The organism is Deltaproteobacteria bacterium HGW-Deltaproteobacteria-18, assembly GCA_002841885.1.
In the GTDB taxonomy this organism is placed as follows: domain Bacteria; phylum Desulfobacterota; class Desulfovibrionia; order Desulfovibrionales; family Desulfomicrobiaceae; genus Desulfomicrobium.
The window spans coordinates 260,400-273,698 of the sequence record PHBE01000007.1 but is presented as its reverse complement, the minus strand read 5'-3'; the positions used below and the strand labels follow the sequence as shown (position 1 = coordinate 273,698).

The 13,299-nt window shown below is 60.2% G+C and carries 15 protein-coding genes; 9 read left to right on the top strand and 6 right to left on the bottom strand.

The features are described from left to right. Positions 1-35: 35 nt before the first annotated feature. The 5 genes from CVU60_08260 to CVU60_08240 all read left to right on the top strand — a co-directional run bounded on the left by CVU60_08260 (position 36) and on the right by CVU60_08240 (position 5,259). On the top strand, positions 36-1,220 hold the full coding sequence (locus CVU60_08260; protein ID PKN42201.1) for a cysteine desulfurase NifS: 1,185 nt from the start codon (positions 36-38) through the stop codon (positions 1,218-1,220). 1 nt (position 1,221) lies between these two features. Beyond that, positions 1,222-1,824, top strand: a complete 603-nt coding sequence (locus CVU60_08255) for an iron-sulfur cluster assembly scaffold protein (protein ID PKN42200.1) — start codon at positions 1,222-1,224, stop codon at positions 1,822-1,824. A gap of 16 nt (positions 1,825-1,840) precedes the next feature. Then, positions 1,841-2,755, top strand: a complete 915-nt coding sequence (locus CVU60_08250) for a TIGR01777 family protein (GenBank protein PKN42199.1) — start codon at positions 1,841-1,843, stop codon at positions 2,753-2,755. 110 nt (positions 2,756-2,865) lie between these two features. After that, positions 2,866-4,179: a diphosphate--fructose-6-phosphate 1-phosphotransferase gene (locus CVU60_08245; protein PKN42198.1), complete on the top strand. Its 1,314-nt coding sequence runs from the start codon at positions 2,866-2,868 to the stop codon at positions 4,177-4,179. A gap of 6 nt (positions 4,180-4,185) precedes the next feature. Then, complete coding sequence (locus tag CVU60_08240; GenBank protein ID PKN42197.1) at positions 4,186-5,259, top strand: hypothetical protein; 1,074 nt, start codon at positions 4,186-4,188, stop codon at positions 5,257-5,259. On the opposite strand, the gene CVU60_08235 is transcribed toward CVU60_08240, so the two are convergent. Genes CVU60_08235 through CVU60_08225 form a run of 3 tightly spaced genes read right to left on the bottom strand, consistent with a single transcriptional unit; the run spans position 5,260 to position 6,454 of the window. After that, entirely contained in the window at positions 5,260-5,595 is a 336-nt protein-coding gene (locus CVU60_08235) for a hypothetical protein (GenBank protein ID PKN42196.1), read from the bottom strand. Between the two features lie 21 nt (positions 5,596-5,616). Next, positions 5,617-5,952: a hypothetical protein gene (locus CVU60_08230; protein PKN42195.1), complete on the bottom strand. Its 336-nt coding sequence runs from the start codon at positions 5,950-5,952 to the stop codon at positions 5,617-5,619. 55 nt (positions 5,953-6,007) lie between these two features. Next, positions 6,008-6,454 (bottom strand): DUF523 domain-containing protein, encoded by a 447-nt coding sequence (locus tag CVU60_08225; GenBank protein ID PKN42194.1) that lies wholly within the window; start codon positions 6,452-6,454, stop codon positions 6,008-6,010. A gap of 77 nt (positions 6,455-6,531) precedes the next feature. On the opposite strand from CVU60_08225, the gene cobT reads away from it, so the two are divergent. Next, on the top strand, positions 6,532-7,590 hold the full coding sequence (cobT, locus tag CVU60_08220; protein PKN42193.1) for a nicotinate-nucleotide--dimethylbenzimidazole phosphoribosyltransferase: 1,059 nt from the start codon (positions 6,532-6,534) through the stop codon (positions 7,588-7,590). A 91-nt stretch (positions 7,591-7,681) separates the two neighbouring features. Here the strand turns inward: cobT and CVU60_08215 are convergent, their stop codons facing one another. Genes CVU60_08215 through CVU60_08205 form a run of 3 tightly spaced genes read right to left on the bottom strand, consistent with a single transcriptional unit; the run spans position 7,682 to position 9,513 of the window. After that, complete coding sequence (locus CVU60_08215; GenBank protein PKN42192.1) at positions 7,682-8,617, bottom strand: hydroxymethylbilane synthase; 936 nt, start codon at positions 8,615-8,617, stop codon at positions 7,682-7,684. A 20-nt stretch (positions 8,618-8,637) separates the two neighbouring features. Next, on the bottom strand, positions 8,638-8,880 hold the full coding sequence (locus tag CVU60_08210) for an FmdB family transcriptional regulator (protein PKN42191.1): 243 nt from the start codon (positions 8,878-8,880) through the stop codon (positions 8,638-8,640). A gap of 9 nt (positions 8,881-8,889) precedes the next feature. Beyond that, entirely contained in the window at positions 8,890-9,513 is a 624-nt protein-coding gene (locus tag CVU60_08205) for a phosphoheptose isomerase (GenBank protein ID PKN42190.1), read from the bottom strand. A 434-nt stretch (positions 9,514-9,947) separates the two neighbouring features. Between CVU60_08205 and CVU60_08200 the strand changes: the two genes are divergently transcribed. The 3 genes from CVU60_08200 (at position 9,948) to CVU60_08190 (ending at position 13,282) form a co-directional block, all read left to right on the top strand. Continuing rightward, positions 9,948-11,111, top strand: a complete 1,164-nt coding sequence (locus CVU60_08200; protein PKN42189.1) for a branched-chain amino acid ABC transporter substrate-binding protein — start codon at positions 9,948-9,950, stop codon at positions 11,109-11,111. A 118-nt stretch (positions 11,112-11,229) separates the two neighbouring features. Continuing rightward, entirely contained in the window at positions 11,230-12,144 is a 915-nt protein-coding gene (locus CVU60_08195; GenBank protein ID PKN42188.1) for a branched-chain amino acid ABC transporter permease, read from the top strand. A 61-nt stretch (positions 12,145-12,205) separates the two neighbouring features. Beyond that, positions 12,206-13,282, top strand: coding sequence for a branched-chain amino acid ABC transporter permease (locus CVU60_08190; protein ID PKN42187.1), 1,077 nt, complete (start codon positions 12,206-12,208; stop codon positions 13,280-13,282). Positions 13,283-13,299: the final 17 nt, after the last annotated feature.

Genomic DNA, 13,299 nt, shown 5'->3' with positions numbered 1-13,299 from the left:
GATTTCATCGTAATTTTGCGAAACAAGGAGCCTACATGGAAAACAGAACCGTTTATTTCGACAACAACGCCACCACCCCCCTGCATCCGGGTGTGAAAGAAGCCCTCATCGAGGGCCTTGAAATATTTGGGAACCCTTCCAGCATGCACGGTTTCGGCCGCGAAGCGAGGGAAAAAGTCGAGGAGGCGCGCGAAAAAGTCGCGTCTTTCATCGGGGCGGAAGCTGACGAAATCCTTTTTGTCGGCAGCGGTTCCGAAGCCAACAATACCGTGCTGTCCCTGCTGCATTGCGACAGTACTCGCTGCTCGTGCTCGCTCAGCGAACGCAGCGGCCTCGTGACCACGGTCATCGAGCACCCCTGCGTGCTGAACACTGCCCGCGACCTCGGGCGCAAGAACCACGACGTGACCTACCTGTCCGTGGACAAATACGGTCGCATTGATCTTGAGGAACTGCGCCGGGCCGTGACGGACAAGGTAGCAATGGTGTCCATCATGATGGCCAACAACGAGATCGGCACCATCCAGGACATCAAGGCCGCAGCCCGCATCGCCCATGAAGGCGGGGCCCTTTTCCACACCGACGCGGTGCAGGCAGTGGGCAAGATCCCCGTCGACGTGCGTGACCTCGATGTCGATTTTCTGACCATCTCCGCCCACAAGCTCTACGGCCCCAAGGGCATCGGAGCCCTGTACGTCAAGAAGGGCGCGCCCTACTGTCCGCTCATCCTGGGCGGACATCAGGAAGGCGGCCGCCGCGCGGGGACGGAAAACTCCCTGGGCATCATCGGCATGGGCAAGGCCATGGAACTGCGCGCCGTCGAGATGGAAGAAGAGGAAAAACGCCTGCTTGAGCTCAAGAACATCCTGAAGGCCGGCATCGCCGAAGCCATCCCGGACGCGCTCTTCATGGGCCACCCCGAGCACAGTCTTCCGGGCACGCTCAGCGTCTCCTTTGCCGGAGCCGAGGGCGAGGCCATCCTTCTTTACCTGGATCTGGCCGGCATTGCCGTGTCCACTGGTTCGGCCTGTGCGTCGGGCTCCCTGGACCCGTCCCATGTCATCATGGCCACGGGCGTGCCCGTTGAGAACGCCCACGGCTCCGTGCGCATCAGCCTGGGCCGCGAGAACACCCTGGAAGACGTAGAGTACATGCTCCACCACCTCCCCATTATCATCGACCGCATCCGGACCATGTCCACTGCGTACAGGAGAAAATAACATGGCAAAATGGACCTACTCGGACAAGGTGAAGGACCACTTCATGAACCCCCGCAACATCCTGCGCGAGGACAACGAGGCGGACTTTCACGGCATTGGACAGACGGGCAATATTAAATGCGGCGACGAGATGATCGTCTACATCAAGGTCGACCCCGCAAACCTGACCATCACCGACTGCAAGTGGCGGACGTACGGCTGCGCCAGCGCCATCGCGAGCACATCCATCCTCTCCGAGATGGTCATCGGGATGACCCTGGAGCAGGCCTACGACATCACCGCCAAGGATATCCTGCAGGAACTGGGCGGACTGCCCGACAACAAGGTGCACTGCTCAGTGCTCGGCGACAAGGCGCTCAGGGCCGCCATCGACGACTATTATCGCAAGAACGGCATGGAAGACCGCGTCAGGACGCAGAGCGCAAAGATAGTCTGCGAATGCATGCAGGTCACTGACGAAGACATCGAGCACGCTGTGCTTGAAGGCGTAAGGAGTTTTTCGGAACTGCAGGACATGACCAAGATCGGCACCGGCTGCGGGGAATGTCACGAAAACGCCCAGGCGGTCATGTCGGGCTACATTCAAAAACACTTCGGCCTCTAAAGGGCGGGAGGGACCCATGAAGATTCTGGCTTTCGGCGCAACCGGATTCGTGGGGGCGCATCTTGTGCCCCATCTCGTCGGACGCGGCCACGAAGTTACCGTGGCCGCCCGTTCCGGCAAGGCCAGATTCTCTTCTCCGGTGCGCGTCGCGCGGGCCGATCCGGTCACGCCGGGGCCCTGGCAGGATCTGATCGGCGAGCACGATGCAGTGGTGAACCTGACCGGAAGCCCGGTCATGACCCGCTGGAACAAGGCCGGCAAGGAAGGCATCCTGCAATCCAGGGTCATGAGCACGCGGCACATTGTGGACGCCCTGGCCCGCACCACGGGCAAGACCCTGCTCTGCGCCAACGCCATAGGCTTTTACGGCGATACCGGGGACAGCGTCTGCACCGAGGACACACCGCGAGGCAACGGCTTCCTGGCCGAGGTCTGCAAAGCCTGGCAGGCAGAGGCGCTGCATGCCCAGGAATTCGGACACAGGGTGGTCATCCCGCGCATCGCGGTCGTTCTTGGCCATGGCGGCGCGCTGGCCAAGATGATCACGCCCTTCTCGCTGGGCCTTGGCGGCAGGATAGGCCACGGGCGGCAGTGGTTCTCGTGGATTCACATAGACGACCTGACGCGGGTCATGAGCTTCCTGCTGGAAACCCCTGAAGCCTCGGGGTCATTCAACGCCTGCTCCCCGGAACCCGTGACCAACGCGGGCTTCACGCAGAGCCTGGCAAAGGGCCTCGGCCGCCCGGCCATACTGCCCGTGCCAGCCTTCGCGCTGCGTCTGGCCCTGGGCGAGGCGGCCGGGATGCTCCTGACCGGTCAGCGCTGCCATCCCGAGGCGCTCCAGCGCCTGGGATTCGGCTTCGCCTTTCCGAACCTCGACGCGGCCCTGGCCCACGTTCTCCCTGAGTTCAAGACCACCCGCTCCGCCTGAATTATTGCAACTCGCCACGCTTCTTGTTTTTTAGGCCACCCTGGCTTAACGAACAGGAAGCTTTTTTCATTTCAGTGCCCTTTTCAAGACCGCAACCTCATGGAGACGCAATGGGCAACGCGCCACGCCTCGACACTTCCGTCCCCACCCTTGGCCCATGCAAGGTCGACAATCCCTTGCCCTACTGCCACCATATAGACGATAAATCCAAGATGCCCCTCTATCTCTCCGGCGAGATCCTTGATGGCGCGACGTCCAATACAGTCTGCGAATTCGAGGAAGCGGGGCCCAGACAGAAAATCTATTTCGACCCGCCCAAGACCAAATGCGCCATCGTGACCTGCGGCGGCTTGTGCCCAGGCATCAACGACGTGATCAGGGCCATCGTCATGAGCGCCCACCACAACTATCACATCTCCGGAATCTACGGAATCCGCTACGGCCTGCAGGGCTTCATCCCCAAATACAAGCACGACATCATGGAGCTGACCCCGGACAGCGTCTGCGACATCCACGAATTCGGAGGCACCATCCTGTCCTCCTCGCGCGGGCCCCAGGCTCCGGAGGAGATCGTGGACGCGCTGGAGCGCATGAACATCTCGGCCCTGTTCATGATCGGCGGCGACGGCAGCATGAAAGCGGCCAGCTCCGTGACCCAGGAGGTGCTGCGGCGGGGGCTCAAGATCTCCATCATCGGCATCCCCAAAACCATCGACAACGACATCAACTTCGTGACCCGCTCCTTTGGCTTCGATACGGCTGTGGAAAAAGCCACCGAGGCCATCCGCTGCGCCCATATCGAGGCCCTGGGTGCGCCCGGCGGAATCGGCATGGTCAAGCTCATGGGCCGGGAGTCGGGCTTCATCGCCGCCCAGGCCAGCCTGGCTTTAAAAGAGGTCAATTTCGTGCTGGTCCCCGAAGCGCCTTTTGAACTGCATGGTCCGGACGGCTTTCTGGTTCAGCTCAAAACCCGCCTGGAGCAGCGGCAGCACGCGGTCATCGTCGTGGCCGAAGGGGCTGGTCAGGACCTGTGCCGGATCAACAACCAGGTCGATCTCTCTGGCAACCCCATCCTGGGCGACATCTGCGATGTGCTGCGCTCTGAGATCAAGAAATTCTTTGACGCCACGGATTTTCCCTACACACTCAAATACATCGACCCCAGCTACATCATCCGTTCCATCCCGGCCAACTCCAACGACCGCATCTACTGCGGCTTCCTCGGCCAGCATGCCGTGCACGCGGCCATGGCCGGCAAGACCGGGATGGTCGTGTCCAAGCTGCAGGAGCGCTACCTGTACCTGCCCCTGGATCTGGTCACCGCCAAACGGCGCAAGCTCAACATCTACTCCAACTACTGGAGATCTGTCATGGAATCCACCGGACAACCCCAATCCATGTTTAACTGCGCTACAAAGGCATAGACGCTCATGAAACGTATTCTCGCCATCGCTTTCATTCTGGCTCTGGCCGGCGGCTACTGGTTCATGCAGAACCGCGACCGTTTTTTCCCGAAACCGGTAGCCACGGAGGTGGCGCCGCAACGCTGGCAGGTCGGCACGGGTCAGCCGGCCCCCGTGCTTCCGGTGCAGGAAACGGTCAACGCGACCGTCGTCGCGCCTGAAGGCAACGCCACGGCCCAGGGCAACGCCACCGCCCCCGTCCTCCCGGCCGACGAAATAGTACGTCATGAGTTCATTGAGGACTTAAGCCACTACATGGTCGACTGCTATCTGCCGGGCGGAACCAAGAAGAATCCCGGATCCGAGCCAAGGTTCGTCCTCAACGTCAAGTCCGTGAACATACGCTACGGTGTCGATTTCAACGGATTGAACGTGGATCCGGCCGACACTCTCGGAGCGCGCAAGGTCATCTTCTCGCATGTGCTCAAGGAGCCCGTGCTCGATTTCCTGCACGCGGCGTACACGCCGCTCTTTCTGGACAGCCTGGAGCGTGCCCTGCAGTCGACCACCTACACCCTGCCCTCCGGACAGATGGCCGTCGTGAGCGAGGCCCAGCGAAAGGAGATGCTGAATCTGCTTGCCGCGCGGCTGAAGACCATCGGCAAGACGGTAAGCACCCTGGCCAGAACGGATTCGATCCGGCTTTTGGTCACGAAATATCTTGAGGACATGGAGAGTGTCAGCCAGGCGCATCTGGCATTCTGGAACATGCAGGGGCAGGAGGCGTCCATCTCGGCCAAGAACGAGGCCAGCGCCCGCATCAAGACCACCATCCAGACCCGCGAGATCTCGCGTCAGAGGCTCCTGCAAGCCATCGTCAGCGCTTCGAACCCGCAGGGCATGGACGCCTCGGAGCTGATCTATCTGGCACAATGGGTTCATCGGCGAAGCCTGGAAGACCCGAATGGGATGGGCAGCATAGCCAAGGCCGGAGAGCTTCTGGTCAGGACGGCGGAGGCTGTTCAGGAGCGCGCCCTTGAGCCTCAGCCGGAAGTGGAACAGGTGGTGACGGGCAACGAGACCCAAAACCAGGGGCAGTAATCAGGACAAAAAACTCTTGTCGAGGCGGCAGGACTGGATCACGTCCCCACCCGCCTCGTGCAGAACAAACTCTATCTCGCCCCGGCGGCCCATCCGGGGCGAACATTTTTCGTTGTTCCACAAGGTCATCCAGCCCGGCCCCCATTCCGAATAGGGAAAAGAAAGGGTTCCGATGCGGTACAGCTCGGCAACGCTCCAGCCCGCTGCCTCAAGCTCTTCCCGGTGCTGCCTGAACCAGGCCAGGGATCGTGCATGAGCGCGCGCCAAATCCTTGGAAATCTTCTCATTCTTCAACAATTCCCCGCTCGCCTCAAGCTCCTGATCAAATGCGGACATGCTTCTTCCTGTTTGTGTTCATCAGTGACACACAGGATGCGTATACTGCACCCCGATCCCGAAACGGGCTTGTTCCATACATCCCAAATCCTTGGTCCAGCGAACCCTGCCGTGGGATGTCCTGTGCGCGGCCAGTCCAGAAGTTTCCGGATTGATGTTCAGAAGCTGGACATAAATCTCAGTGCCGGTCCTGAGCGGCTTGCTGGCCTCCATGCAAAGCCCCCCCTCGCTCACGTCCACGAGTCGCGCATCGCTGTATTCTTCGCTGCCCAGCTGGCTATAGCGAACCCTGACCTCTTTTCGCATGCGAGTAAATTCTCGTCTGTCTGCCTTGTTTGTCATTGCCCCTCCGTTCATCCCGATGAATCAACTTAACTGTTAACTCATCCACGAAAAAAGAAAAGAGCCCCGGTCAGTCAAGTTCGTCCGGCACAAGCAGCAAAAACCCCTGCTCCCTGAGAGCCCCTGCCAGAGCGCCGTCACCCTCTATACGTCGGCCGGAGAACGTGCCATCGTAGATGATTCCCCGCCCGCAGCTCGGCGAGCGCGGCTGCAGCACTGCCGCCCGGGCCCCGGTCAGCCGGGCCACGAGTTCGACCTGCCGGACCCCGCGTTCAAAGGCCTCGGTCAAGTCAGCACCGTCCCGGGTCACGGCCCGGCCTTCGAGCAGTTCCACTGCCGAACGCGGCGTGGGCAAGCCGCCCAGTTGTTCCGGACAGACAGGGACCAGGACATGGTCTTTTGACAGGGCCATGACTCTCTCGTCCGTGTCGCAGCGCCCGTCATAGCGGCAATAAATCCCAAGCAGACAGGCACTGACCAAAATTGGCCCATGGTCCTTCAAATCGGCTCTTGTCATCGTTTTCTCCATCCTGTAGCCCTTTGAACGCGACAATACGCATCAAAATAACGTGAAATTCCGGAGGCTTCATACTCATGCTCCAGTCCACCATCGACCAGATCCGCACCCTTGACCGCGCGTACTTCCAAAAGGCCCAGACGCACCTGGATTCCCAGACAAAACCCAAAGGCAGCCTCGGCGTCCTGGAACAGGTCGCCTGCCGGCTGGTGGCCATAGCCGGCGGAGAAGCGCCCAAGGTCGACCCGGCCCGCATTTACACATGCGCCGGGGATCACGGGGTGGCGCTCCAGGGCGTGAGCCTCTTCCCACAGGAAGTGACGCGGCAGATGGTTGCCAATTTTGTCATGAACGGCGCGGCCATCAACGTCCTTACCCGCACAGCGGGAGTGGACCTCAAAGTCGTGGACGCCGGCTGCTTGGGCGACAGGTTTCCCGATCATCCGGCCCTTGTCCAGTGCAAGGTCGCGCCCGGCACCAAGGATCTGAGCACAGAGGCAGCCATGACCCGCGAAGACTGCCTGAAAGCCCTTGAAAACGGGATCGAACTGGCCAAGGCGGCGCACAGGGACGGAATCGTGACTCTGGGCACCGGGGAGATGGGCATCGCCAACACGACCCCGGCCACGGCCCTCTTCTGCGCCTATCTGGGCCTTGCCCCGGCCGACATTACCGGCCCTGGCACGGGACTTGGAGCCGAAGGGGTGCGCCACAAGATCACGGTCATCGAAAAAGCCCTGGCCCTGCATGCCCCCACCATCGACAAGGCCGATCCCATCGATATCCTGGCCTGCCTCGGCGGATTCGAAATAGCGACCCTGGCCGGCATGATCCTGGGCGGAGCGAGCCTTGGCAAGCCTCTGGTCATCGACGGCTTCATCTCTTCCAGCGCCTATGTCGCAGCCCGGGCCATCTGCCCGCTGGTGGCCGAATACGCATTCTTTTCCCACGCCTCGGCGGAACCCGGGTTCGCCGCCGTCATGAGGGGTCTGGATGCAAGCCCGCTCCTGCACCTGAACATGCGCCTTGGCGAAGGCACCGGCGCGGCCATGGCCATCTTCATCCTGCGCAGCGCGGCCAATCTCTACAACGACATGGCCACGTTCTCAGCGGCGGGCGTACACAGCGGAGAATAGCACCGTCCCGCAGTGGCTCAGGCCGAAATGTCAAAAGGGCGGACGGAATAACCGCCTGCCCTTTTGCATTGCATCCGAATCAGGATCAGCCTCAGACCGCTGCGCCGCTCCGGTAGACCTCGTCCAGAATATCCTTGCCGCCATCGGCCAGCACGGCCTTGGCCACGTTTGCGCCAAGCTCCACTGCCGCGTGGGACTGAGCCGTGGCCTGCCGGCGGATGACCCGCTCACCGCAGAGGTCGGCCACCAGGCCCGTGAGGGTGATCTCCGAGCCGCTTAGGGTCGCATAGCCGGCGATGGGCACCTGGCAGCCTCCGTCCAGGCCGAACAGAAAGGACCGCTCCGCCTCCACGCAGACCTTGGAAGGCGCATGGTCCAGAAAGGCCAGGAGCTCGTCCAGTTCCGGACGGTCGGCGCAGTATTCGATGCCAAGCGCACCCTGGGCCACTGCCGGATAAAACATGGGCGGTGCCAGCTCCTGCATGTGCGGGGCTGAGAGTTCAAGACGGTTCATGCCCGCCGTGGCCACGATGATGGCATCGAATTCGCCGGCCATGAGCTTGCCCACCCGCGTGTCAAGATTGCCGCGCAGGGAGAGAATGCACAGGTCCCGGCGCAGGCCCATGAGCTGGGTCTGACGACGCAGGCTGCTGGTCCCGACCCTGGCGCCGGCCGGAAGCGACGCGATGTCCGGGTAGTTGACGCTCAGAAAAGAGTCCGTAGGAACCTCGCGCTGCGGGATGATGCCGAGCTTGAGGCCCTCGGGCAGCTGGGCGGGCACGTCCTTCATGGAATGCACTGCAATGTCGGCCTCGCCGGCCAGGAGGGCTTCCTCGATTTCCTTCACGAAAAGGCCCTTGCCGCCGATCTTGGCCAGGGGCACATCCAGAATCTTGTCGCCCTTGGTCTTGATTATGTTGAGTTCGACGGTCATGCCCGGATACTGGGCGCGAAGCAGGCCGGAAATGTGATGCGCCTGCCACAAGGCCAGCTTGCTGCCCCGGGTAGCGATACGAATGGTGTTCATCAAGAGTGGATCCTTAGATTTTAGCCGCAGCTGGAACAATTGCCGCCGGAACAGGTACCGCAACCGCTCTTGCCTCTGGTGGTGATGGCGTTGGCAGAGGGAGAGCCCATGACGATGGGGCCTCCGGTCCGGAACACGCCACGCGAAATGAGCTTGGTCGTATCCGCGGCGCCGCAGGCCGGACAGACGGGTTGCTCCCCGCCGAGAACGATTTCCTCGAATTCCTTGTGGCAGGAATTGCAGACATATTCGAAGATGGGCATGCTTCCTCCTTATGGTTGTTCAGAGCCCAGAAAAGGCTCGAGCTCGGCAACCGCTTCAAACAGATAATAGTCCACCAGGCCGCACAAAAGATGGCCGATGGCCCCATGAATTTCCTGAACCAGCGGCGTCCGCGTGTCCGGCACGATGAGGGCGTGATGGCAGTGGGCGAGCATGGCTCCGCCCCCGCCTCCGCCAAGGCCCACCGTGACCAGCCCGTTCTCCAGGCCAACGCGCAGCGCCTCATTGACATTGGCGCTGCGGCCCGAAGTGGAGATGCCGATCAGCACATCCCCGGGACGCCCCAGGGCCTGGACCTGCTTGCTGAAAATCTGGTCAAACGAATAGTCGTTGCCGATGGCGGTCAGGGCCGAAGTATCCGTGGTCAGCGCGATGGCCGGCAACGGAGGCCGCTCCATCATGAAGCGGTTGACCAGTTCGGCCGCGAAATGCTGCGCATCGGCGGCGCTGCCGCCATTTCCGCAGAAAAGAATCTTTCCGCCGGCCGTAAGGCTCAGCGCCATGGCCCGCGCCACTTCGGCCACCTGCGCGGCGTTGTTGGCGAAAAAGGTCTTGCGCAGCTCGGCGCCTTCATGCGCATGGTCCGTAATGATCTTGTGCACCCGCTCCGTCATGGAAACCTCCCGTGCTCGTTGAACAGGCCCATGGTTTCTAAGTCCCCCCCTGCCCTTTGGCAAGGTTTTCTTCCTCGCATCAGGCCCATTAAATTCTACAAATCTGTCAACATATCGCGCAGGAGTTCTCTTTATTTTGACAATTTCGACATCGCATCATCGCTAAAGTATCCATCACCCTTTTTTCAAAAATACCAATCTTTCCGGATTGTCAAACCCTGGCGCCCTCCCATGGACGGTTTTCAAGCCCCGTGCAGTTCAGGCATAATGATTGCACAATCAATTCAGGCCTAAAGGTCCTGAATCACGGAGTTCTTTAGCGGAGCCCCCAATTTTGTCAAAAAGCGTGCACGCTCCTAAAATAACTTTCTTTTTTTGGTTTTTTCCATTAGAAAAACCATCACTTTGTAACACTTACTTCATGGAGGTTGTTTGTGAAGAAATCCGCCCGTGTTTTACTTGCCCTGGCATGCGTGCTCCTCTTTGCCGCGGCCGCTGGAGCCGAGACCCTCAAAATTGGCTTCAACATCCCGCTGACCGGCGACATCCCGAAAGTGGGTGAAGAATCAAAGTTTGCCGCCGAAATGCTCAAGGAAGACATCAACGCCGCAGGCGGCCTTGATGTCGGTGGCACGAAGTACCAGCTCGAATTCATTTACGAAGACAACGAATCCAAGGCTGAATCCGCCGTCTCCGCCGCCCTCAAGCTCATCGAGCGCGACAGCGTGCTGGCCATCGTCGGCCCCAACTCCAGCAAGCAGGCTGTCCCAGCCGGCCAGGTCTGCGACGACAACCAGACCCCGATGATCTCGCCCTGGTCCACCAACCCCGACACCACCAAGGACCGCCCCTGGGTTTTCCGCGCCGCCTTCCTTGACCCCTTCCAGGGTCCCGTGGCCGTGGACTTCGCCATGGAGCAGTTCGGCGCCAAGAAGGCCGCAGTCCTCTACGCCCTCGACAACGACTATTCCAAGGGCCTGGCCGAAATTTTCCGTGACGACTTCAACGCCAAGAACGGCGCTGGCGCAGTCGTGGGCTTCGAATCCTACTCCTCCAAGGATCAGGACTTCAGCGCCCAGCTGACCACCATCCTGGCCGCCAAGCCCGATTTCATCTTCCTGCCCAACAACTACAACGAAGTCGCGCTGATCATCAAACAGGCCCACGACCTCGGCTGGAAGAACCCCTTCATGGGCGCCGACGCCTGGGGCAACTCCGAGCTGATGGCGCTGTGCGGCGACAACTGCAAGGGCCAGTACTTCTCGACCCACTACGCGGCCGCTGGCGCCACCGGCGAGACCAAGGTCTTCATCGACCGCTACAAGGAAAAATACGGCTATGAGCCCGCCGACGTAGCCGCGCTGACCTGGGATGCCACCAACCTGGTCCTCAAGGCCATCCAGAACACCGGCGGACTGACCGGCAAGACCCGCGCCGACCGCAAGGCCGTTCGCGACGCCATGGCTGCCATCCCCGAGTTCCCGGGCATCACCGGCAACATGAAGTTCGACGCTGAAGGCGACCCCATCAAATGCGCGGTGGTCGTCAAGATCAGCGATCAGGGCGAATTCGTGTTCACCAAATCCGTCTGCCCGTAACAGATTGATCAAAGTGCGCGGGGTTTGAACTCCGCGCGCTTTTTTTGTTTCAAAGCCTTACCGGGCCTTTCATTGTCAACAGAAGTCACCGGGACACTGGACTCATAGGGGAAAACTCGTGCTCGCAAGTATTATCCAGAACCTCTTCAACGCGTTTCAGTGGGGCAGCTTCTACTCCCTGATCGCGCTTGGCTATACGCTGGTGTACGGCGTGTTGCGTTTGATCAATTTCGCGCACGGCGACATTTTCATGGTTGGCGCGTACATCGCGTTCTTCATCGCCACGGCCATCCTGGGCATGGCGGTCTCGCTCCCGGGCTGGATGGTTTTGGCCATGGTCATTCCCTTGACCATGATCCTCACCGCCCTCGTGGGCGTATCGCTGGAGCGCATCGCCTATCGGCCGCTGCGCCGCAAGGGCGCGCACCGCCTGTATGTCGTCATCACCGCACTCATGTGCGGCCTGGTCCTTGAAAACGGCAACCTCGCGCTGCTTGGCGCCAGTCGCAAGAGCTTTCCCGAACTCGTGGACAAGGTCGTCTACACCGTCGGCGACCTGAGCATGACAAACCTGAAAATAGGGGTCGTGTTCTCCGCAATCCTGGTCTTTATCTTTCTGCAGTTCATCGTCACCAAGACCAAGATCGGCATGGCCATGCGCGCCATCTCCTACGACAAGTTCGCGGTACCGCTCATGGGCATCCCCATCGATACGGTCATCGTCTTCACCTTCATTCTCGGTTCCTCTTTCGCCGGATTGGCGGGTCTGCTTTTCGCCCTCTCCTATCCCATCCTGGACCCCTACATGGGTGCAATGATCGGCTGGAAAGCCTTCATCGCAGCCGTGGTCGGAGGGATCGGCGACATTCGCGGGGCTTTCCTGGGCGGTTTTCTCCTCGGTTTCGTGGAAATTCTCGTCGTCGCGGTTTTCCCGTCAACCTACAGGGACCTGATCGCCTTCGCCATCCTGATGACCATCCTGTGCATCAAACCCACAGGCATGTTCGGCGTGGCAGGCACGACCAAGATCTGAAGACGGATACAAAATCGGATCGATCGTTCTCTTCTTTTTCACTTGGTACTCGAGGAATTCAATGCGAAAACTAACCGTCCCCACGCTCCTGCTGGCGATAACCGGTGTGATAGTGTTCATGTCCCATCAGGAATACATCGACCTGTACATTCAGTCCGTCATCATGTTCATGGGCGTGAACATCATCCTGTCCAGCAGTTTCAACATCGTGAACGGCTACATGGGCGAGTTCGCCTGCGGGCATGCCGGATTCATGGCCGTGGGCGCCTACGTGACCTCCGTCATCAACGTGATGCTCTTCACCGACGACAAGGTCTTCGGCGCAGCGCTGCTGCCTCCGGAAATGGCCGTCTATCTCTTTCCCTTCACCCTGCTGATCGGCGGAGCCGCAGCGGCGGTGACCGGCGTACTGGTGGCCATTCCCTCGTTCAAGACCCGCGACGACTATCTGGCGATCATCACCATCGCGGCCAACTTCATCATCATCAGCACCATCATCAACATCGACAAGATCGGCGGCGCCCGCGGGTTCATGGGCATGAAGAAGGTGCTCTTCGCCATGAGCGACAGCTACGACATCCCCTGGATCCTGCTGTGGGTCATGGTCTTCACCTTCGGCACGGTTTTCATCATCCGCCGTTACGTGACCTCGACCTACGGCAAGGGCATCATCGCCATCAAGCAGGACGAGGTGGCCGCGGAAATGATGAGCGTCAACACCAACAGGATGAAACTGGTGGCCTTCATGCTCTCCAGCGGCCTGGCCGGCATCGCGGGCGGCCTCTTCGCGCACATCCTGGGCTACATCAACCCGAACTCCTTCGGGATCCTGAAATCAACGGAATGCCTCGTCATGGTTTATCTCGGCGGCATGGGATCGCTCAGCGGTTCGGTCATCTCCGCGATCCTCTTCACCCTGCTCCTGGAATCGCTGCGATTCATCATTCCCTGGATGGATACCGCCATGCATTACGTGCACCTGCTCCCCGACGGTTATGAACTGAGCCAGGTCTGGAAATGGGTCATCATTCCCCTCATCCTCATCCTGCTCATGCAATTCAGGCCCGAAGGCATCATGGGTAACAGGGAACTGTCCGACATATTCCCGAAACTCAAGAAATTCTACTCGTTCAAGTAACGCGCTCGCAACAGCGA